The sequence below is a fragment of the Paraburkholderia sp. GAS32 genome, from assembly GCF_050434225.1.
GTDB classification, from domain to species: Bacteria; Pseudomonadota; Gammaproteobacteria; order Burkholderiales; family Burkholderiaceae; genus Paraburkholderia; species Paraburkholderia madseniana.
Map to the genome: position 1 here is coordinate 108075 of NZ_JBNPVS010000003.1, position 19538 is coordinate 127612.

Here is a 19538-nt window from a genome sequence, read left to right on the forward strand (position 1 = left end):
GAGTTCCAGCATGAGCGCAATTGCATCGAACAAGGCCGCCACCGTCAAACTGCTGATCAACGGCGAGTTCGTCGAATCCAAAACCACCGAATGGCGCGACATCGTCAACCCGGCTACGCAAGAGGTGCTCGCACGCGTACCGTTCGCCACCGCCGATGAAGTGAACGAAGCGATCCGCTCCGCGCACGCCGCGTTCAAGACGTGGAAGGACACGCCGATCGGCGCGCGCATGCGCATCATGCTGAAGTTCCAGGCGCTGATTCGCGAGCATTCGCCGCGCATTGCCAAGACCCTTAGCGCCGAGCAGGGCAAGACGATTCCCGACGCGGAAGGCGATATCTTCCGCGGGCTCGAAGTGGTCGAGCACGCCTGCTCGATCGGCACCTTGCAGCAAGGTGAATTCGCCGAGAACGTGGCGGGCGGCGTGGACACTTACACGTTGCGTCAGCCGATCGGCGTATGCGCCGGTATCACGCCGTTCAATTTCCCAGCGATGATCCCATTGTGGATGTTCCCGATGGCGATCGTCTGCGGCAATACGTTCGTGCTGAAGCCTTCCGAGCAGGATCCGCTGTCGACGATGCAACTGGTTGAACTGGCGCTCGAAGCCGGTGTGCCGAAGGGCGTGCTGAATGTCGTCCACGGCGGCAAGGACGTGGTCGACGCGCTCTGCACGCACGATCTGGTGAAGGCGATTTCCTTCGTCGGCTCGACCGCGGTGGGCACGCACGTTTATCGCCTCGGCAGCGAACACGGCAAGCGCGTGCAATCGATGATGGGCGCAAAGAATCACGCGGTGGTGCTGCCCGATGCGAATCGCGAGCAGACCTTGAATGCTCTCGCTGGTGCAGGGTTCGGCGCAGCGGGACAGCGTTGCATGGCGACCTCGGTGGTCGTGCTGGTCGGCGCGGCGCAGCAATGGCTGCCCGAGCTGGTCGCGAAGGCAAAGACGCTGAAGGTCAACGCGGGTAGTGAGCCGGGTACGGACGTCGGCCCGGTCGTCTCACGCGCCGCGAAGCAGCGCATTCTCGGCCTGATCGAAACGGGCGTAAAAGAGGGCGCAACGCTGGCGCTCGACGGCCGCGATGTGAAGGTGCCGGGCTACGAGCAAGGCAACTTCATCGGCCCGACGGTGTTCGCGGACGTCACCACGGAGATGGAGATCTATCGTCAGGAAATCTTCGGCCCGGTTCTGGTGGTACTGAATGCCGCCACGCTCGATGACGCGATCGCGCTCGTCAACAGCAATCCGTTCGGCAACGGCGTGGGTCTTTTCACGCAAAGCGGCGCGGCGGCGCGCAAATTCCAGAGCGAGATCGATATCGGCCAGGTCGGCATCAATATTCCGATTCCGGTGCCCGTGCCGTTCTTCAGTTTTACCGGCTCGCGCGGCTCGAAACTCGGCGACCTCGGGCCGTACGGCAAACAGGTCGTGCAGTTCTACACGCAGACCAAGACGGTTACCGCCCGGTGGTTCGACGACGATACCGTCAACGACGGTGTCAACACGACCATCAGCCTGCGCTGAGGCCTAAGGTCCATTGTTTTGCATGGGAAATGACATCATGAAAATAGGCTTTATCGGACTCGGCAACATGGGCGCACCGATGGCGCTCAACCTGCTGAAGGCGGGGCACGCGGTCAATGTATTCGACCTCAACGCGCAAGCGGTGCAGACACTCGTCGATGCGGGTGCCAAAGCCGCAAGTTCGCCGAAAGCCGCGGTGACAGACGTCGAATGTGTGGTGACGATGCTGCCCGCTGCCACTCACGTGCGCAGCGTGCTGATAGCGGATGACGGTGTTTTCGCCGGCATCGCGGAAGGCGTGACGATCATCGATTCGAGCACCATCGATCCGGCGAGTGTGAAGGCGTTTGCCGAACTTGCCGAGCAACGCGGTAATACCTTCGTCGACGCGCCCGTCTCGGGCGGCACCGGGGGCGCGGCGGCGGGCACCTTGACCTTCATGGTCGGCGGCAGCGCGGATACGTATGAGCAGGTCAAGCCGGTGTTGTCGGCGATGGGCAAGAACATCGTGCATTGCGGCGACACCGGCACCGGTCAGGTGGCGAAGATCTGCAACAACCTCGTGCTTGGCATCACGATGGCGGGCGTGGCCGAGGCGATGTCATTGGGCGAGGCGCTCGGCATCGACCCGAAAGTGCTGGGTGGCATCATCAATACCTCGACGGGCCGCTGCTGGAGTTCGGACACGTATAACCCGATGCCCGGCGTGATCGAAACCGCGCCGTCCACGCGCGGTTACACCGGCGGCTTCGGCACCGATCTGATGCTTAAGGACCTGGGGCTCGCCACCGACGCCGCAAAATTCGCTCGTCAACCGGTTTATCTCGGCGCTCTGGCTCAACAGCTTTATCAGACGATGAGCACGAAGGGCGCAGGACGTCTGGACTTCTCGGCGGTGATCAAGCTCTATCGCAAGGACGGCAAGGACAGCAAGGACGGAGACGCGTAATGATCGAACTCGACTATGCACACGACGGCACCGTTGCGCTGCTGACGCTCAAGCGGCCGCCCGCGAACGCGTTCACACCGGACGGTTTGCTGCAATTGCAGCAGACGGTGGAGCGTCTGAACGGCGAAGCGCGCGTGCGCGCCATTGTGATCACGGGCGACGGCCCGAAGTTCTTCAGCGCGGGCGCCGATCTGAACACGTTCGCCGATGGCAATCGCGAAGTCGCGCGCACGGCGGCGACGCGCTTTGGCGCGGCGTTCGAGACCCTGCAGAACGCACGGCCAGTGGTGATCGCAGCAATCAACGGTTACGCGATGGGCGGTGGGCTCGAATGTGCGCTGGCCTGCGATATCCGCATCGCCGAGCAACACGCGTTGCTGGCGTTGCCCGAAACGGCGGTGGGTCTATTGCCATGCGGCTGCGGCACGCAGACACTGCCGTGGCTGGTCGGCGAAGGCTGGGCCAAGCGGATGATCCTGACCGGCGAACGCGTCGACGCAGCGACCGCATTGCGTATCGGCCTCGTCGAAGAAGTGGTGGAAAAGGGCGCCGCGCGCGAGGCCGCGTTGACGATGGCAGCGCGTGTCGCGAGCCTCAGCCCGCAAGCGGTCAGCTTCAGCAAGACGCTGATTCACCAGGGCCGCAATGGCGTGCCGCGTGCGGCGGCTCTCGCGGTGGAGCGGGAACGCTTTGTCGATCTGTTCGACGGCGCCGATCAGCGCGAAGGCGTCAATGCGTTTCTCGAGAAGCGCGCTCCGCGCTGGCAGGTGACGCAGGCTGAGACGGCCGCCAACGCCGGGCAGGAGACGCATCGATGAGCGCCTTGCAGAGCGTCGCGGTCGATACGGGCGTCGAAGCGGAGCGCGATATTCTGTTTCGCGTCGTCAACCGCGTGGCGATCATCACGCTGAACCGGCCGGCCGCGCTCAATGCGTTATCGCACGCGATGGTGCGCGAGCTTGCCGTACTGGTCGAACATTGCCGTACCGACGACGGCATCGTTGCTCTCGTGCTGAAAGGTGCGGGCACCAAGGGCTTTTGCGCCGGCGGCGACGTGCGCGAGGTGCACCGGCTCGCGAAGAATGGCGACAGCCGCTGGCTTGCGTTCTTCGTCGACGAATACCGGCTCGACTACGCGCTGCACAATTTTCCGAAGCCGGTGGTCGCCTTGCTCGACGGTATCTCGATGGGCGGCGGCATGGGGCTCGGTCAGGCGGCGCGGCTGCGTATCGTCACGGAGCGCAGCAAGATCGCGATGCCGGAGACGCGCATCGGCTTCCTGCCTGACGTCGGTGCGACGCGTTTTCTGAGCGTGATGCCGGCGGAGGTCGCGTTGTACGTCGGGCTCACCGGCGTAACGTTGTCCGGCGCCGATGCGTTGCGCCTGCAACTGGCGGATCTGTGCGTGCCGGCCGAGTGGCTTGGCACCTTCGAAGAGCGCCTGCAGCGCGTGTCGCACGAGGGAGACTTGATGGCTGCATTGCGCGGCGTGTTCGAGCCGCCGTGCAACATCATCCCGCATGCTGCATTGGGGCCGTTTACGCAGTTGATCCTGCGGCATTTCGACCGGCGGTCGAGCATCGAGCGGATCGTCGCGACATTGCGCCACGATCTGGAGCGCGAGCCAGCGCGTGAGGTGAAACAGTGGCTGCAGTCTGCTTATGAGGCGATGGTTGGACACTCGCCCACGATGCTGTTTGTCACACGCGAGGCGCTCCTGCGCGGCCGGCAGATGACCTTGGCGGAGTGCTTCCGGATGGAGCTGGGCATCGTCAAACGGGTGATCGAGGAAGGCGATTTCTGCGAAGGCGTGCGGGCTCAGTTGATCGACAAGGATCGCAAGAGCCGCTGGGCGCCGGCGACGCTTGCGGAAGTGCGCTCGGAACGCGTCCGCCATTTTCTGAGCTCACCGTGGAAGCGGGAAACGCATCCGCTGGTTGGGTTGGGGGTTGAGGAAGCTTGAAGGCAGCGCGCGCCGACGCGGTGTTTCAGGCTGCGTCGGCGTGCGTGAACGTCAACCTTCTCCTACTGTGTCGCCCCTGAATACACCTGGTGGCGGCACTGTACTTTGCGCCCCCCGAACCCGGGAAACCCAAAGCACCCCGATCAACGCGACGGCGACCGCCACCCATCCCACGGTCCCATATCCCTCGATCTGTCCCGTCGGCGAACTGCTCAGCATCAAGCCGCCGATCCACGCGCCGCACCCCGTGCCCAATGCGGTTCTGGTGCAAATAGGATCGGCGAATCGGTTAGAGTTGTTGGAGCAAAACGAACTGATAACCGGTGATGACCAAACTGAAGAGCCTGAAGGAGTTGTTCGATGGACGTCATTTTGATCGGGAGATCATCATTCTGTGTGTTCGGTGGTACCTGCGCTACAAGCTCAGCCTACGCGATCTGGTCGAGATGATGGCCGAACGGGGTTTGTCGCTCGCTCACACGACAATCCTGCGCTGGGTGAGGCGTTATACGCCCGAATTCGTCAAACGCTGGAACCGTTTTGCTACGCCTGCGGGTCGCTCGTGGCGTGTCGACGAGACCTATCTGAAGATTCGCGGCAGGTGGGTCTACCTGTACCGGGCGGTGGATCGGGCTGGCCAGACGGTGGACTTCACGCTCAGGGCGAGGCGCGACGTGGTTGCGGCCAAAGCCTTTTTCAGCAAGGCTATCAGGCATCAGGGCCAGTCGCCTGAGACCATCACGCTCGATGGCTACGCGGCCTCGCACCGCGCGGTGCGCGAGATGAAGGCCGATGGTTTGGTGCCTGAAGACACGAAGGTCCGGTCCTCAAAATATCTGAACAACGTGATCGAACAGGACCATCGCCACATCAAGTCCAGAACGTACGTAATGCTTGGATTCAAGCGGTTCAGGAGCGCCGCGACCACAATTTCAGGTATCGAATTGACACATCGCATTCGCAAGGGCCAGTTCGACCTCACGGAGCTCGGCCTCAAGGAGGCTACTGCGCCCGCCGTATGGAATACGGTCCTGTCCACTCGATAAGTTACCCTTCCTATAGGCAACTTCTCAACCTGCTTTCCTATTTGCACCAGAACCGTCCTGTCCGATGTAGTCATCGATACATTCGGGAAGTAGTGCGACCTGCTTGCGGTCATCGCCTTCAACAAATCGCTTCATGAGTCACCCGGTCTCAGTGCGTTGATTCAGTTTAGGCGATCAATGCGTTTCCACACACTCTGGGTCGACCACCGTCATTCGAACCGGTAAGTCGCTATCTCCTCGGCCACTGTACACGGCAACGTCGTGCTTCATTGTCCAATTGCCGAGCTCGCGGCAAGTCAGTCGCGCGAATCCTGTTGCCCTGCAGCGAACACTTACGCTTAACCAGGTTTTCCGTTCCACTACGCTCAAACGCCAAAGTCCGCGACGCGAGCCTGCCCGGCACCGCGCCCCTGAAATGTGGTCATGAATTGAACTGCGATTCCGCTGAATGAGTAGTAATACTTATCATCCTGTCAAACTCTGACCCATGCACGAAGAAACCGGCCGCCCGGAGCACAGCAGGGGCCAATTCCGGCGCGTTCAGGTTCCATCAGTCGCAGGTCGCTAGTGCAAATCGTCAGATAAATAGGAATGCGAAGCAAATCGAGCGCGCAAATCTGCCGATGGCGGGTTGACGCTGGTCCGTCGCTGACCTATATTGGGCGGGTAGTTCGATTCGGTCCTGTCGTCATGGCAATAAATGCTTACTCACGTCGAACCGAGCGGGTACTTGTACCTGTCCTTTCGACCCCATCGTCCACTCCCGAAGCACCGTTCGCGTTTTCGTATGACGGAAGGTTCAACAATGGGCGATGAAACCACACGTGACCCGATTTTTCCGGCAACCTGCGTGCGCTGCGGCGGCAGGGTTTCGGAGGCGGTTTCTTTCTGTCCGCATTGTGGCGCGCATGCGTGGCTTGCGTTCGGCGATCGTGCGTGGACGAAGAAGCCCGATGTAGCCACGGCGAGCGCAGCGCACGCGCGTGCGCATGTTCCGCATGACAAGCTGCTGTGGCCGTCGCAGTCGAGACCCGTGTTCGCGTCGGCCGATGTCCATCCATATGGCCACACGCGCCCGCATTCGCTTGGCGGTGCCCGCCATTGGCGATTGAAAGCGAGCGTAGCGCTGGCGTTGCTGGCATGCGTCGCCCTTTATGGCGGAACGGTGCTGTTGCACCGGGATGACTCCGCCACGCGTGAACAGCAGACGACGTCGAGCACGGTGGAAGGCAGCGTAACGACAGATGGCGTGAGCCAGGCTAACCAGGGCTCCGCGCCGACGATGGTCCAGGGCCCCAGGGCGACACAAGGCTCGATCACGCCGCAAAGTCCGACGGCGGGGCAAGACCCGGCGACGGCCGCAGCTGTCGCGGCAGCGGCGATCGCTTCTTCGACGGCGCCTGCTGCAGCTGCTTCCTCGGTGGCGTCCGCGCAACCCGTTGCGCCTGCGATCGCGGATCGCGAGACACATTCGCAGGACGAAAAAGCCTCGTCACCGAGCTCGACAGCGAGCAACAAGGGGTATGGCGACAGGAATCACAGGCTGATGGCGCTCGCGCTTGCGCGAGCGCACAGCGGTCTCGAGAAAAATGATCTGGCTATGGCCCGATCAGGGATCTATTGGGCGCTTTCGTTGCAGCCGGACAATAGCGAGGCACTCATGCTGAAGCAGGATTTGCTCTCGCGGCAAAAGGCGCGTGATGCGGGGTTGCACGCGGCTCGCATCCGATAGCCTCCATAGCGACGATGTAATTCGTGATCGGGAGCGCGGCACGTTCGCCGGGATGATGAACGCCACGCGCGTGGGCGCCGCTTACCATCACGATGTGCCTATCGATAACTCGCCCATTCGACGTGCTAACCAATATCCGTGGAGGGCGACCCGAAAACGCTCGGGTCGCCTCCGGAACACGATCGGGCGGACCAACCACGACTTGAACGAGCCGACATGGCCCCACGCGTTCGAGCAGCGCTAGCAACTCGGCGCGTAATGCCCGATAGCCTGGCAGCCGCGCCACGATCCCAACGGAAAATTTCGCCTGCGGTGAGTATACGGGGACGCATTTCGATGCGCCGGTCCACTTGCGAAGCGACGTCACTTATTGAGGCGCGTTACTGAGCGCTTTGGCCGCTCGGCAACGCGCTGTACACCGCTCAGCCTGACTTCTAGTACGCGACCTTGAAGGTCGGCGAATCTTCCGGCCGGCTGCGTCGGCGATCGTAGATCCGGGTGGTGGCAATGTTAGCGTGCCCCAGCCATTCCTGCACTTTCGCGATGTCGGCCTCGTGGTCGAGCGCATTGGTCGCAGCGGTCGCACGCAGACTGTGCACTCCAAAGCCCTCCACGCTGATCCTGGCCTGCGCCGCATACGCGAGCACGCACTTGTACACGCCATCGGCCGTAATGGCGTTGCCGGTTTTCCGGATCTGCTGAAACAGCGCGGCGTCCGGTGTGATCGCGTGGCCGGCCGCTTCCATGTACGTGTGGAGGCGTTCCGCGCTTGTCGGACGGAGCGGGACGTAACGGGTCCTGCCGCCCTTGCCGTGCACGCGCAGATGCGGCACGCCGCGGCGGTCGTGAATGTCACGGACCTTCAACAGGCACAGTTCCTCGCGGCGCAGCCCGTGATACAGCAGCACGGCCAGCATTGCACGATCACGCTGTCCCTTGAGTGTGGTTGGATCGGGCGCATCGAGCAGGGCGCGGGCCTGATGATCACCGAGCGCCGGTGTTTTGCTCTCGTGGCTGTCGACCTCCGGGCGCTTCGCGCCCTTGACCGGGCTGAAGTCAACCGCATTCCTTTCGCACAGGTACGCTGCCCCAGTCCCACCAGTCACGATGGTGATCCAGCCGTCTGAGCAGTTTTCGGCGCATTTGCTCCCGGTAATAATGAGCGGCGACGAACACGGTTGCCATCGCCAGCACGAACGAACCCATCACGAATCCCACTGCTTCACTCATCGGAACCTCCCTTGCAGAACTATCGGCTTCACTGCAGGTGCTGCCCCCCGTTGATTGCGATGTTGGCGCCGGTCACGAAACCCGCTTCGCGCGAACACAGATAGAGCACGAGTGCGGCGACCTCGTCGGGCTGTCCGAGCCGGCCGACCGGAATCTGCGGAATGATCTTCGTCTCGCGGATGTCCTCGGGCACCGCCATCACCATCTTCGTCGCAATATAGCCGGGCGAGATCGTGTTGACAGTGACGCCTTTTTTCGCCACCTCGAGCGCCAGCGATTTCGTGAAACCGTGCATGCCGGCCTTTGCCGCCGCATAGTTGGTCTGGCCGAACCCACCTTTGGAGCCGATGATCGACGACACGTTGATGATGCGGCCCCAGCCGCGCTCGACCATGCTGTCGCACACCGGCTTCGTCATGTTGAACACCGAATCGAGGTTGGTGCGGATCACCGCGTCCCAATTGACCTTGTCGAGCTTCTTGAAGCTGGCGTCGCGCGTGATGCCGGCGTTGTTGATCAGGATATCGACCGGTCCGACTTCCGCTTTGATCTGCGCCATGCATTTTTCGCACGAGTCGTAGTCGGCGACGTCGACCGCGTACGCGCGGAACTGTCGTCCCTCGGCTTCCATGCGTGCGAGCCACTCGTTCGCACCGGTGTTGCCGGGCGAATAGGTGACTACGACTGCATAACCGGCGTCATCCAACTTGATGCTGATCGCCTCGCCCAGTCCACCCATGCCACCCGTTACTACCGCGATCTGCTTTGCCATCGAATCGTCCTCACAAATACCAGCGGCGTGCTCGTCTGGAGCGACACTGCCTTCAGTCAAAAATTGGATGCATTGAAATGCCGGATTCTTATCCAAAATGAATAAAAGGAATCCTACATATATATATGGAACCGATAACGCGGGCATCGCTGCCCGCGTGAGTCCTAGCGCTTCGCGCTCGCGGCTACGGCAGCCGACTCGGCGGCGCTACGTTTGGCGGCCTTGGACGCTGAGGCCGTGACGGCTTCGAGATTGGTCCCGGCCATCTCCACGGCCTGTTGCCCCGTCTTCTGCAGCGATTCGTACAGCGTGGTGGTGGCGCTGATCGCGGACTTCCATGCGGCGATCGCCGCTTCGGAACCCGCGGGAGCACTCTTCGCCGCGTCCTCGACGAGTGCCTGAACCTTAGCGTTGTAGCGTTCGTATTGCGACTGTGCGAGTTGCGCGACCTCGGCCTGAGTGGTTGACGCAATGTCGAAGAGTTGACGGCCGTATGCCAGTGACTTCTCCGAAAAAGGCGCGGTGAAACCGGCTTGCAGCGTGAACCACTGCTGCGGGTCTGTCGTGGCGGGCGCCTTCGTCAGGTTCTCCTGCGATTCCGCCAGCGCGGACCTGACGACCTGCAGGTTCAGAGCAACCAGTTTTTCGACGCCTTCAAAGACCTTGCCGGTCAATCCGAAGAATGCGTCGAGGCTGGCCTTCTGCGATGCGGCGATTTGCTCGGGACTCGATAGAGCCATTGTTGAAATTCCTCAGGATTCAGTCCGCCGCGCGAAACCCCGATTGACCGGATGTAGCACGGCGAATGGCGATGATGGATGGACCGAAGCGCAAGGACGCCTGCCAGGCAGCATGCGTCGCGAACACTTCGGAGGGTCGTTACAGCAGGAGGCACTACACATTAAAGTCCAACAAAAGCTTACTTCGCTTACTTTTCTTCGGCGCGCTCGCGGCGTGATGCAGCGGCACCCGCCGTAATTCCCTAGCGCCTACGCGCGACGGCTTTGAGAAGGGAAGCGCCTTCGCTTGTGACATGAGGACGAGGATGGCCCGACGCGAGGCGTTCCAGTGCTATGAGTTGACGCTCCAGCAACATATCGAGTTCAGCACGGCCCAGTTCGATCTGATCCGGCGCGTCCTTGATGAGCATTAGGGTGGCGAATTCATGGGGACTCAGCATATCGTCTCCTCCATTTAGTCTGTCTGCGCCGCAGGCGTTAATTACCTTCTCTGCGGCCGAGTGGCAGCAAATATTTCCTCGCCTTTGCGAAGCGCGTTCAGGAAATCCTTACGGAGACGTCATCATAACCGCACAATTTTCAATTGCAATATGCGAAGTACACTTTTGATTTGTCTGTTTATTTAGTCTGCATATCGACGACAACGCATTGCCCTCGCCATGCCGGTGCGGAGGCCATGAAAGCCTTGACTGGTGTGGCCCAGGTCGATCTGGCCGCGCACCCGATGTCTGAATTGGCAGTCCAATCAACGGCACCGCGCAACGCCACCAATTCATATTTGAATGCGCCATTTATAGGCAAGCATTGTCTTTTTCAGAAAGGCCGCTTATAACCTGTTATTGAGAAACATTTATTACATCGCATGCGAATCGCTTATTTTCAGAATTCTGACCAGCGAAACGGCTCACGAAGCATTGACTTCTCCCGCTGTTGTGAAGGGCCAGGAGATATCGGCAAAACCACATCGGCTCGTTGCACTTTCACCGGCTCTGTCACCCATTGAAAGGCCGTTGGAAAGCGGTACAGTTCTACCCACAAGGCGCGGCCTTGGGTTGTTGCGAAGCGGTCGCCAGCCCCGTGCGAAGCGAAGCGTCGCGGCGCATCCGGTATTTCGTTCATCTGGTTGCGGAACTGATCCGCACCAGTCACCCATCGGGTTCAAGGCGAGTGGCGGTGTTCTGCCCTTCGCCCCTGGCTCACGTGGAGCCCCAGAAAACCGTCGGTACCAGGCCAATGTCCAGGGGTTGAGACAACAATGTGGTTACCTGTGTGGGTACCAGGCTTGTTCGGGCTCATGGTCTGGGCGTTTCAGTCGTTACGCTGCATCGGGGATGGCCGGGGATGTGTCCCAATCAACTTGCTGGTTTGATGCCAACAAAGCCGCCGGGCTCGTCACCCCCCGCCAAGGTCAGCCGAAACATCGGTTGAGGTCAAAGGGTTTGCCCTCCCGCATCATGTAATAAGCGGCACGCGCGAGCTTGTGTGCGAGCGCCTTCATGGCCACGACGGGCAGGCGCTTTGACTTTTTGCGGTCATAGAAACGCCTGGCCTCTGGACAGCAGCGCAACGCTCCGGCAGCAGCCTCGACGAATGCCCAGGCAAGGTAACGGTTGCCGTTGCGTGCATTTCCTTCGCCCTTCTTCTTGCCGTTGGAGATGCGCTTGCTTTCCACGCAGCGGCAATAGGAGCTGAAATGGCCGACGCTGGCGAAGCGTGTGATGGTGCCGGTTTCTAGCATGATGGTGACCGCAAGGATGTTGCCGATTCCGGGCGCGCTCTTGAGGATGTCGAACTGCGGGCGCAGCTTGACTTCCTTGTGGAGAATGACCTCAAGCGCCTCAATCTCTGCGCACAGCGTATGGAGCACGGCAAGGTTGGCCATCAGCGCGCGCTCGACGTGCGGCGGCAACGCGAGTGCTCGCACCGCTGCGTCGTCGAGACGCCGCACGTGTTCTCCGTTGATGCGTAGATTGAGCTGCCTGGCAAGCAGGCTTTCGATACTCAGGATGTTCAGGGTGCGTTGCTGGACAAGCTGCATGCGCTTGCGGGCCAGGTCGCGCAACGCGCGTTCGTGCGACGGATAAATGTAGCCTTCGGGCAGTAGTCCAAGCCGAAAAATGTGGGCAAGGAATACGGCGTCGTGTTCGTCACCTGAGTACTTCAGGCCCTCGTACTGTTTGATCGCTGCGGTATTGGCCAGATGTACGGCAAAACCGTCGGCCATCAGTCCGTCGACAAGCCAGTACCAGTTGAACGTTGATTCCACGACCACTCCCTGCAGTTCATCCCGATAGGGCTCCAGCGCGGCCATTATGAGTCGGAGATCATTGGCCAGCCGCTTGCAGTACAGCACCCGGTCCCGGTCGTCAATCACGGCGACTACGGCGTTGTTCGAGTGCAGATCGATGCCGCTATACTTCATTTCAGCCTCCTGAAAGGGTCGGTTGAGGGTTGCATCTCAACTCTAGACCCTGGCCGCCCCCTTTTCTGGGGCGGCCAGGAGGCCTTTCAATGATTATCAACTTGGCGGCCGTCGACTGCCCGTGTTGCTAAAGCGTAGGTATCCGTATCAGATAGCTTCCTCGAGTGCGACAGTAACAGTCCAACCATGCCATGTGGCGAAGCGTTCTTTGAGTACGGCACGATGACATGCCGCGTTCATTTGATGTCTGGGCAACGCGAAGTGCTGCCGGATTGGGCCGAAGCATGAGAGGAATGCCTGCGTGCGACGCGCATCGCGAAAGCCGCACATCTGGCGTTCGCGCCTACGGGTCGGCTGATGGCTGTTCTCGGCACGGTTGTTCACGCGTGCAGCCGCTTGGACGAAGACGTGCTTTACATGAGCGAGCTCGGGAATGTCAGCGTTTGCTGCGCGATAGCTGCGCAACTGGTCGGTAACGATCTTGCGCGGCAGCGGGTTTGAACGCAGCACCCGCCGGAAGAAGCGCTTTGCCGCAGCCTTGTCGCGCCGCTTTTGCACCAGCACGTCGAGTTCGGCACCATGCTCGTCGACCGCTCGCCACAACAGATACGGCTCGCCGCGCAGCGTCACGAACATTTCGTCCAGATGCCATGTGCTGCCCGGCTTGCGCCGCGCCGCTTTGGCACAATGGGCGAATCGAGCGCCGAACTTGTCGCACCAGCAACGGATCGTTTCGTATGTGACCACGACACCACGCTCAAGCAACAACTCCTCGATGTCGCGAAGGCTCAGGCTGAACCAGAAATACCAGCGAACCGCGCAGCTGATGACGACGGCAGGGAAGCGGTGACCGTGATAAAGCGATTTCGTTTTCTTCATCACTTCATTCTACCGCCGCCTCCCCGCCAAGCTGACAGAGCCGTCGCGAGTGCGCGTCGGCGAACAGGTCCTGGCGATCGGCTCGCCCGACCGCTTCCAGAATACCGTCACAGCCGGCATAGTCAGCGCCACTTCCCGCACGCTACCGGATGGCAGCAATTTTCCCCTTTTCCAGACCGACGTCTCCGTCAACCCCGACAACTCGGGCGGCCCGCTGTTCAACCGTGCTGGCGAGGTGGTCGGCATTGACGTGCAGGTTTATGCGGACTCAGACAGGTACCCCAGCCTGGCCTTTGCCATCCCGATCAACATGGCGGCCAAGGTGCGATTGCAGGTGCAAGCCACGCAAGCGACCTCTCCGGGCGGCCTTGGCGTGGAAGTGCAGGACGTCGGCCCCGGCCTGGCCGTGGCCTTTGGCCTGCCGCGACCGGCAGGTGCGCTGGTCAATTCCGTCGCGCCCGGCACAACGGCCGCCGCAAGCGGTCTCAAGCCAGGCGACGTGATCATCCGGATCGGCGACAAGCCGATTGATCGCTCGGCCGAACTCGGCGAGGATGCCGCTGCTTTGCCTCCTGGGACAAAAACCGCACTCAAGCTGATCCGCAATCGAAGGCCGATGACAATCACGGTCATGGTCGGCGCGTCCGCGGAAAGCTCCAGCCCCAAAGCCCGACCAAGCGAAAGCGGCTCAGGGGATCGCCTGGGCTTGAGCATGCATCCGCTGAATGAGGACGAGCGGCGCGCGAGCGACCTGGCCGTCGGTCTGATGGTGGACGGAGTTGATGGGCCCGGCGGCAAAAGCCGGCATCCAGTCTGGCGATATCGTCCTGTCGCTCAACGACACGTTGGTCGAAACGCAGGCGGACGTGACTGCGCTGGAAGCCAAGGCAGGGAAACAAGTAGCCGTGCTGATCCAGCGCAACCACGCACGCAGTTTTGTTTTGGTCGAGGTTAAATGATCAGCGGGACGTGGGCAGCGTTGGTGGTGCGAGGAAGCAGGGTTGCGCCGCAACGTCGCAAGACCGACGCGGGACCTATTGTTAGCCGAGCGTTTCGGCGGCGACTGTGAAGACTTACCGCTGCGAACGCGCGCCATTGCGTCGGTGAAAGGATTGGACGTTGCTTCATACTAGAATTCCTTGAACACCTGGAAGGAGACGACCATGGCACAAGAGCTCAGCACCAGAGCGCAAGAAACGCTTCTGGAACTCAGCCAACGCGCGGCGAGCGACCAACCTCTCATGGTTGAATGGGACATCCAGACCGAACTGGAAAAGCGCGACCTGATTTCGGCGGCCCCACACGGCGGGCGTCTGATCACAGAGAAGGGGCGGGCGTACGTGCGGGAGACGCACAATTGATCCGGCCGCGCGACGCGCGGCTGAAACCGTGCCCTAAGCGAGTCAACCCATGAATTGATCGTGCCAGGATTCCTCGAGACTCACGACGGGACCAGCGATGTCCATCAACGCCATTGATGGAGTTCGCGTTGACTTCGTTACTAGCCGAGTGACGCTTGTGCGCAGGGCGCTGGCGGATGCGCAAAAGATCATGTGGTTGGCCGACCCGAACATCGCACCTGTGATCCACCGGACCTTCGCTTCGATAACCGTTCCATACTGGGATGATTCACGCTGAGGAGGCTTTACTGGTCGCTATCGTTCGATCGTTGCCACCGGACATAAGGAGCAAGGTCGCCGATGACTTCCATGAGCACGTCGAAATCGCCGAGACGTCGCACTTGATCGACAGCCGATCGCGAAACGCGCGACGCGTTCAAGGCTCATGTCAGAAGGCTGCAGATCGTGCTTGCCTCGCTGTCTTAACGAAAAATCGACGAAACCGAGGTGCCACATGCTGGGTGTCGCCAAGACGTCAATAAAGTCCCGCGCCGCAGGGTTCGCGAGGCTCGCATTTCTAGCGCTCATATCGGCTGCAATGATTGTCGCGCCGGGGCATGCTGAGGACGCGCCGACACCGGCGAGCCATCCAGCGCCGGCAGATCAGTCACCCGTCGCGATCGCGCAGGTGGCGAGTCTGCCTGTCGAGCGCCAGGTCGCCTGGCTAAGCCGCGCCGCGCAAAGCGGTGAGCTCGAGAGATTGGACGACGCGCAACTGATCGAACTCTTTCAAGCGCTCGCGCCCGACACTGTGCCTCGCTACGTGCAGACGGGCATCACGCGCTACCGGGAGTGCGAGTTCCAGACGTTCAGCCAACAACGCGTGAAAGGCAAGTGGCAGACGAAGCCGGCTCACATGCTGGTCCGCTATCGTCAGGAGCCACGGCAAGTCTATGTCAAGTGGCTGGCTGACGGCAGGAATGCCGGGCAGGAAATGATTTATGACGAGAAGAAGGATCCAGACCAGCTTTACGCGCATCCGGGTGGGATCCTCAACCTCGTGTCGTTGTGGGTACCAATCGATGGCGCTCGCGTCAAGGCGCAGTCGAACCATACCGTGCGTGAACTGGGCATAGACTATTTCACGGATCTGTTTCTGGCTGAGCTGAAGAAGTATCGCGCGGCAGGCGTCGAGAAGTCCTCCAAGATCGAGGTGCTAAACGATCATGGTGCGCGCGTAGTGGCGTTCACGTGGGAAACACCTACCGGGCGGCCCGACTTCTATGCAAAGAAGGAGCGGCTCGGCCTCGACTTGCGGCAACCTTTTTTTCGCACGAGCGAAGCGTGGGACAACGACAAGGAACTCTTGGAGAAGTTTTCGTTCACGGAGGTGACGCCGAAACATTTCGACGACTCGGTATTCGATCCAAAGAATCCGGAGTACAAGTTCTGATCAGCTGATGTGTGATGCGGGAGCCAGACACCCGCGCGGCTATTCAATTCGGGCAGGCACGACAGCCTCTGGTCGACCATAACGAGACAGTCGGCGTTGCTGAAAGCGGACCTGGCCGACCCCGCAGAACTCGCGCTACAGCGAGTACTGCAAAGCCAGGTCGAAACCGATGACGACTAGCGAACAGCCGAGGCCTGCGAGGAAATTCGCGACCCGATGTTCGAAATCGTGATCCCGGCTCATCCACGCATATCCCCTCCCGCGTCGGCGTTTGGTGCTCAAAAGAACTCTTTGTTCAATTACGCGCCAACGGATCCCGCTGATCCGCATTTGTATCACGTGACCGGCCGCCCATCGCGACGCGCAACCGAACTGCTAACTTTCCGCCTCCGGGATCGTTCTGACGATCATCGAGAATAATTTGCCGAGATCGTCTTCAAGTTTTACCCCGTCGAACGGATCGCGATTTGCTCCAAAAGCGGCGTCGACTTCCGCCCAGTCTTCGTTTGTCAGCAGACGTCTGGCGGCCGGCAAGATCAACGTCTCTTCCATGCACCGGTGGTCTGCATAGAACTCGGCATACGCATCCACCAAGGCTCGCAACTCCCGAAGTGCGGGAGCGCCCTTCAATTCATACCGGGTCAGCGCGTGCTCGATATCCCTCAACCTCACGTCACCTCGAGCGTGCTGGGACTCCAGTTCCGTAAGGACGTGGTCAAATTCATCAGTCCGATCCCGCAGCGGCGTGAACAGGTAACGATCCTCTTTGGGATGGTGCACCTGCTGAGGGTACTCGCGGATGTAGTAAAGCATCGCCCGAAGCACCATGACGCCCGGAGCCGGCGTACCTGCTGCCAGCAGGCCCACAAAGCGTCGCATGCCCTCTACCACGGCCGACATCTGCTCGTGTTCATGAAGGATGACGGTTATGGCAGAGCGCGGTCCCAGAGACTGCATATCAAACTCCGAAGCAGAATATGAAAAGCATTGGCGAATCGATTTGCCGCTTCACACCAGCGGCATGAGAAGGAAGCTGCGCCGGTACCTTAATGCTAGTCATCCGCCGCTCGACATCAAAGCGCGCCGCGCCACTGCTTTGATGGAGATCAACGGCTGTGCGGGCAGGGTGGCGCATGGGGTCAGCGCCCGTCGACCGCATAATTTGGCAACTGCTTATCTGGATTGCAGAAAGGCCGCAACCGCCTTGGCCTGGTCGGCGCTCAACGTATGCGCGACGGCGGTCATCACGGGCGCGTTGGCGCGGGTACCGTTCTGGAAGACCTGGATCTGACGCAGCAGATACTCCTGATGCTGCCCTGCGAGGCGCGGAAACGTACCGACCCCCTGGGCCTGCGCGCCGTGGCATGAAGCGCAGGCCGGCACGCCCTTGTCCGGCACGCCGTGTTCGAAGATTTCCTGGCCCTTGGCCATCAAGGTGGGGTCGCCCGCCGCGCCCCGGGTTGCGGCCTGATGCGAGTAGTAATCCGCCAGCGATTTGACGGCTGCCTCGTCCAGCAGTGCGGCCATGCCCCACATGTAATCGCGGGCAGCGGTTTCGCCACGCGCGTGTTCGTGGAATCCCTTGAGCTGGGCTTCGATGTATTCAGGTGTCTGGGCGTTGAGCTTCGGAAACATCGGCGATTCGCTGCGCCCGTGTACGCCGTGGCAGCCGGAGCAAATCTGCCCGGCAATGCGGGCGCCATCCTCGGCTTGTGTGAGGGCTGGTATCAAGGCGATGCCAGTGGCGGCAAGTAGCGCGACCGCGGACATCCGGGGAGCAAGTATCTTTTTCATGGACGTTCTCGTCAGGCTGAGCGGATTGAAAATATCAGTGGCCGGGCCATCTGGTCAGCATATGAGCTATCCAGGCTCGGCGCGCAGAGAAAGTTGAAGGCAGGCGTGCGGTTTCACACATACGAAACGGCGCGGGTAATGTTCCCCATCAAACTGGAGGGCAACGAGGGGCGCGCAATACGTCAAGCGAATCGACTGCCGCAAACAGTTGCGAGGTTTCGAACGTCGATTCCGCCGCTTGCAGAGCAGCAGCAGCATCGATCGTGCCAGGTGTATTGATTGCGGAAATGGAACGCCTGTCTCTGGCATTCATGGCGCGGTGCCGATCATTCACGACAGCGCGCAGGCCTTTTTGGCGCTGGCATCCACTTTTTCCAGCCGGTGCCAACCTGGGGACGAAGGCTCGTCACTGATTGGTCGTCGCTTTAGTGACGCGCATCGCCGAGAGGCAGAGCCGGTCCTAGCCAGCGAGCGCGACCGAAAGGGTTCATTTTCGTACTGCCTTGCTGTACAAAAAAGGTCGCTCATCAAGGGGTTGATGCGGCCTGAACGCACGTCTCGAGAGCCGCTGTCGGCCTGAAAACAATCATACTGGGAGGGCACCAAATCTGCCTGTACGATTGTGGGCGCGTTCATCGGCCAGACTTAAGCGCCACCTCAATCCCCCCGCAATAGACGACCGCGGCATATTGCCCGTGGCACAAGTTGGCGCACCAGTCTCTCGCGGCGTCACTCCTTCGCGGCGGCGCCCGACATCCGCTTAGCGTGCGGTGCAGTGAGTCTATCGAGGCAGTTCAGAGTTACGACGATGAGAAGCAGGGCTAATACGACAAGCTGGCCAACCAGAAAAACCGGCACGGCCAATATAGCCCACAGCGCCAACCTGAGCATCTCGCCTCCCTGGATTTTTCGATCGGTCGGCGGAAACTGGCGGCGACCTTAGCGGCTCGTTGCGAAGGCTTGCAGCGAGCCCTCGAAAGCATCATATCGCAACCCGTTAAATCAGTTTGTACGGTAGTGGACGCAGGCCGTCGACAGGCTGGGAGCCGCGCCAAGCGCAGCGCTGACGCCCAGAGAGCGACCAATGAGGCCCGCAAAGCCGTTGCAAGTCTGGAGGGTCAATCGCGAAGTGATGTCAGGCCGAAGCAGGAGAGAAACGCCAAAGAATGGATGACGAGGCGTGAGGGCGTGCGCAATCGGGCGACGGAACATATGCTCCTGGATTCCGATTCGGGTGGGGAGCGAGCAGCCGCAATATATAGCCTCATCGGTTTGTGCAAATTCGCCGACAAACGGCCCTATCGCGCGAAACATGAAGGCCACAACTGCGTGGTTGCTGCGTAGGCGTTGCCTGCTGGTCGACGCGTGGACTGTGTTCTGAGTTAGAAATCCGCGGACCAAGTTGGGCGATGCCAGCCCTCATCGCGTCGTCGGACTGCCTTCAGCAGCAGTTGTTAAAACCAAAGGACTACATATTTAATATATTGGGTATTGACGGATACATTGGTTAGACGCCGGATGGGAGAGGATCGAGCCAATAGACTTGTTAGTGCGGGTCAATGTCGACGTTAATGACAGTTGCATGCTGGCCGCTGCGGACAATTAGCCCCCCTGAAACGAACATTTGCGGCGAGCCCAATGTTGCCGATCAGTGCATCGGCGCGAGCGTCTGAGCTTCGGCCATTACGGC

The 19538-nt window shown here is 60.5% G+C and carries 19 protein-coding genes and 2 pseudogenes; 11 read left to right on the forward strand and 10 right to left on the reverse strand.

Going from position 1 to position 19538, the window contains the following annotated elements; translation table 11 throughout:
- Window positions 1–10 precede the first annotated feature (10 nt).
- From P3T25_RS04425 to P3T25_RS04440, 4 genes are read left to right on the forward strand one after another with little or no spacing between them, the layout of a single operon-like run.
- The gene (locus P3T25_RS04425) at window positions 11–1528 is read left to right on the forward strand and encodes a CoA-acylating methylmalonate-semialdehyde dehydrogenase (protein ID WP_429357585.1); all 1518 of its coding nucleotides are present in this window, start codon (window positions 11–13) and stop codon (window positions 1526–1528) included.
- 37 nt (window positions 1529–1565) lie between these two features.
- The gene (gene mmsB / locus P3T25_RS04430; protein WP_429357586.1) at window positions 1566–2477 is read left to right on the forward strand and encodes a 3-hydroxyisobutyrate dehydrogenase; all 912 of its coding nucleotides are present in this window, start codon (window positions 1566–1568) and stop codon (window positions 2475–2477) included.
- Window positions 2477–3295 carry an enoyl-CoA hydratase gene (locus P3T25_RS04435; RefSeq protein WP_429357587.1) on the forward strand — a complete coding sequence of 273 codons (819 nt, stop codon included), beginning with the start codon at window positions 2477–2479 and terminating at the stop codon, window positions 3293–3295. Before mmsB ends, P3T25_RS04435 begins: the two co-directional genes overlap by 1 nt.
- Complete coding sequence (locus P3T25_RS04440; protein WP_429357588.1) at window positions 3292–4440, forward strand: enoyl-CoA hydratase/isomerase family protein; 1149 nt, start codon at window positions 3292–3294, stop codon at window positions 4438–4440. The genes P3T25_RS04435 and P3T25_RS04440 overlap by 4 nt, the downstream gene beginning before the upstream one ends.
- A 51-nt stretch (window positions 4441–4491) precedes the next feature.
- On the opposite strand, the pseudogene P3T25_RS04445 reads toward P3T25_RS04440, so the two are convergent.
- A pseudogene (locus P3T25_RS04445) lies at window positions 4492–4698 on the reverse strand (MFS transporter); the annotation flags it as partial.
- 68 nt (window positions 4699–4766) lie between these two features.
- Between P3T25_RS04445 and P3T25_RS04450 the strand changes: the two are divergent.
- Both P3T25_RS04450 and P3T25_RS04455 read left to right on the forward strand, forming a co-directional pair.
- Complete coding sequence (locus tag P3T25_RS04450) at window positions 4767–5486, forward strand: IS6 family transposase (protein WP_429357589.1); 720 nt, start codon at window positions 4767–4769, stop codon at window positions 5484–5486.
- Window positions 5487–6291: 805 nt separating this feature from the next.
- A complete protein-coding gene (locus P3T25_RS04455) occupies window positions 6292–7218 on the forward strand; it encodes a zinc ribbon domain-containing protein (protein WP_429357590.1) in 927 nt (308 codons plus the stop codon).
- 434 nt (window positions 7219–7652) lie between these two features.
- Here the strand turns inward: P3T25_RS04455 and P3T25_RS04460 are convergent, their stop codons facing one another.
- The 5 genes from P3T25_RS04460 to P3T25_RS04480 all read right to left on the reverse strand — a co-directional run bounded on the left by P3T25_RS04460 (window position 7653) and on the right by P3T25_RS04480 (window position 10400).
- Window positions 7653–8324 carry a tyrosine-type recombinase/integrase gene (locus tag P3T25_RS04460; RefSeq protein WP_429357591.1) on the reverse strand — a complete coding sequence of 224 codons (672 nt, stop codon included), beginning with the start codon at window positions 8322–8324 and terminating at the stop codon, window positions 7653–7655.
- Complete coding sequence (locus P3T25_RS04465) at window positions 8275–8448, reverse strand: hypothetical protein (RefSeq protein WP_166618389.1); 174 nt, start codon at window positions 8446–8448, stop codon at window positions 8275–8277. The genes P3T25_RS04460 and P3T25_RS04465 overlap by 50 nt, the downstream gene beginning before the upstream one ends.
- A gap of 28 nt (window positions 8449–8476) precedes the next feature.
- Window positions 8477–9220, reverse strand: coding sequence for an acetoacetyl-CoA reductase (phbB, locus tag P3T25_RS04470; RefSeq protein WP_171929528.1), 744 nt, complete (start codon window positions 9218–9220; stop codon window positions 8477–8479).
- 164 nt (window positions 9221–9384) lie between these two features.
- The gene (locus tag P3T25_RS04475) at window positions 9385–9960 is read right to left on the reverse strand and encodes a phasin family protein (protein WP_171929527.1); all 576 of its coding nucleotides are present in this window, start codon (window positions 9958–9960) and stop codon (window positions 9385–9387) included.
- Window positions 9961–10202: 242 nt separating this feature from the next.
- A complete protein-coding gene (locus tag P3T25_RS04480; RefSeq protein ID WP_154567740.1) occupies window positions 10203–10400 on the reverse strand; it encodes a hypothetical protein in 198 nt (65 codons plus the stop codon).
- 236 nt (window positions 10401–10636) lie between these two features.
- Here P3T25_RS04480 and P3T25_RS04485 point away from each other — a divergent pair, with 236 nt between their 5' ends.
- A complete protein-coding gene (locus P3T25_RS04485) occupies window positions 10637–10792 on the forward strand; it encodes a hypothetical protein (RefSeq protein WP_154567738.1) in 156 nt (51 codons plus the stop codon).
- Window positions 10793–11368: 576 nt separating this feature from the next.
- Here the strand turns inward: P3T25_RS04485 and P3T25_RS04490 are convergent.
- Window positions 11369–12382, reverse strand: coding sequence for an IS110 family transposase (locus P3T25_RS04490; protein ID WP_429357592.1), 1014 nt, complete (start codon window positions 12380–12382; stop codon window positions 11369–11371).
- A 147-nt stretch (window positions 12383–12529) separates the two neighbouring features.
- Complete coding sequence (locus P3T25_RS04495; protein ID WP_429357593.1) at window positions 12530–13261, reverse strand: IS6 family transposase; 732 nt, start codon at window positions 13259–13261, stop codon at window positions 12530–12532.
- Between the two features lie 16 nt (window positions 13262–13277).
- On the opposite strand from P3T25_RS04495, the pseudogene P3T25_RS04500 reads away from it, so the two are divergent.
- The 4 genes and pseudogenes from P3T25_RS04500 to P3T25_RS04515 form a co-directional block, all read left to right on the forward strand.
- Window positions 13278–14220, forward strand: a pseudogene (locus P3T25_RS04500) (PDZ domain-containing protein); the annotation flags it as partial.
- 204 nt (window positions 14221–14424) lie between these two features.
- Window positions 14425–14622 carry a hypothetical protein gene (locus P3T25_RS04505; protein WP_154567992.1) on the forward strand — a complete coding sequence of 66 codons (198 nt, stop codon included), beginning with the start codon at window positions 14425–14427 and terminating at the stop codon, window positions 14620–14622.
- A 97-nt stretch (window positions 14623–14719) separates the two neighbouring features.
- Window positions 14720–14899, forward strand: coding sequence for a hypothetical protein (locus P3T25_RS04510; RefSeq protein WP_154565947.1), 180 nt, complete (start codon window positions 14720–14722; stop codon window positions 14897–14899).
- Between the two features lie 216 nt (window positions 14900–15115).
- Entirely contained in the window at window positions 15116–16054 is a 939-nt protein-coding gene (locus P3T25_RS04515) for a DUF1571 domain-containing protein (protein WP_154565948.1), read from the forward strand.
- 375 nt (window positions 16055–16429) lie between these two features.
- Here P3T25_RS04515 and P3T25_RS04520 read toward each other — a convergent pair whose 3' ends face one another.
- Window positions 16430–17011: a hemerythrin domain-containing protein gene (locus P3T25_RS04520; protein ID WP_429357594.1), complete on the reverse strand. Its 582-nt coding sequence runs from the start codon at window positions 17009–17011 to the stop codon at window positions 16430–16432.
- A 216-nt stretch (window positions 17012–17227) separates the two neighbouring features.
- Window positions 17228–17848, reverse strand: coding sequence for a c-type cytochrome (locus P3T25_RS04525; RefSeq protein ID WP_429357595.1), 621 nt, complete (start codon window positions 17846–17848; stop codon window positions 17228–17230).
- Window positions 17849–19538: the final 1690 nt, after the last annotated feature.

What these genes read in the sequence shown, in the direction of transcription:
- P3T25_RS04490 (WP_429357592.1), bottom strand. Translation starts at nt 12,382, where the DNA reads ATGAAGTATAGCGGCATCGATCTGCACTCGAACAACGCCGTAGTCGCC.
- mmsB (WP_429357586.1), top strand. Translation starts at nt 1,566, where the DNA reads ATGAAAATAGGCTTTATCGGACTCGGCAACATGGGCGCACCGATGGCG.
- P3T25_RS04440 (WP_429357588.1), top strand. Translation starts at nt 3,292, where the DNA reads ATGAGCGCCTTGCAGAGCGTCGCGGTCGATACGGGCGTCGAAGCGGAG.
- P3T25_RS04475 (WP_171929527.1), bottom strand. Translation starts at nt 9,960, where the DNA reads ATGGCTCTATCGAGTCCCGAGCAAATCGCCGCATCGCAGAAGGCCAGC.
- P3T25_RS04485 (WP_154567738.1), top strand. Translation starts at nt 10,637, where the DNA reads ATGAAAGCCTTGACTGGTGTGGCCCAGGTCGATCTGGCCGCGCACCCG.
- P3T25_RS04520 (WP_429357594.1), bottom strand. Translation starts at nt 17,011, where the DNA reads ATGCAGTCTCTGGGACCGCGCTCTGCCATAACCGTCATCCTTCATGAA.
- P3T25_RS04425 (WP_429357585.1), top strand. Translation starts at nt 11, where the DNA reads ATGAGCGCAATTGCATCGAACAAGGCCGCCACCGTCAAACTGCTGATC.
- P3T25_RS04505 (WP_154567992.1), top strand. Translation starts at nt 14,425, where the DNA reads ATGGCACAAGAGCTCAGCACCAGAGCGCAAGAAACGCTTCTGGAACTC.
- P3T25_RS04450 (WP_429357589.1), top strand. Translation starts at nt 4,767, where the DNA reads ATGACCAAACTGAAGAGCCTGAAGGAGTTGTTCGATGGACGTCATTTT.
- P3T25_RS04455 (WP_429357590.1), top strand. Translation starts at nt 6,292, where the DNA reads ATGGGCGATGAAACCACACGTGACCCGATTTTTCCGGCAACCTGCGTG.
- P3T25_RS04495 (WP_429357593.1), bottom strand. Translation starts at nt 13,261, where the DNA reads ATGAAGAAAACGAAATCGCTTTATCACGGTCACCGCTTCCCTGCCGTC.
- P3T25_RS04515 (WP_154565948.1), top strand. Translation starts at nt 15,116, where the DNA reads ATGCTGGGTGTCGCCAAGACGTCAATAAAGTCCCGCGCCGCAGGGTTC.
- phbB (WP_171929528.1), bottom strand. Translation starts at nt 9,220, where the DNA reads ATGGCAAAGCAGATCGCGGTAGTAACGGGTGGCATGGGTGGACTGGGC.
- P3T25_RS04465 (WP_166618389.1), bottom strand. Translation starts at nt 8,448, where the DNA reads ATGAGTGAAGCAGTGGGATTCGTGATGGGTTCGTTCGTGCTGGCGATG.
- P3T25_RS04480 (WP_154567740.1), bottom strand. Translation starts at nt 10,400, where the DNA reads ATGCTGAGTCCCCATGAATTCGCCACCCTAATGCTCATCAAGGACGCG.
- P3T25_RS04435 (WP_429357587.1), top strand. Translation starts at nt 2,477, where the DNA reads ATGATCGAACTCGACTATGCACACGACGGCACCGTTGCGCTGCTGACG.
- P3T25_RS04510 (WP_154565947.1), top strand. Translation starts at nt 14,720, where the DNA reads ATGTCCATCAACGCCATTGATGGAGTTCGCGTTGACTTCGTTACTAGC.
- P3T25_RS04525 (WP_429357595.1), bottom strand. Translation starts at nt 17,848, where the DNA reads ATGAAAAAGATACTTGCTCCCCGGATGTCCGCGGTCGCGCTACTTGCC.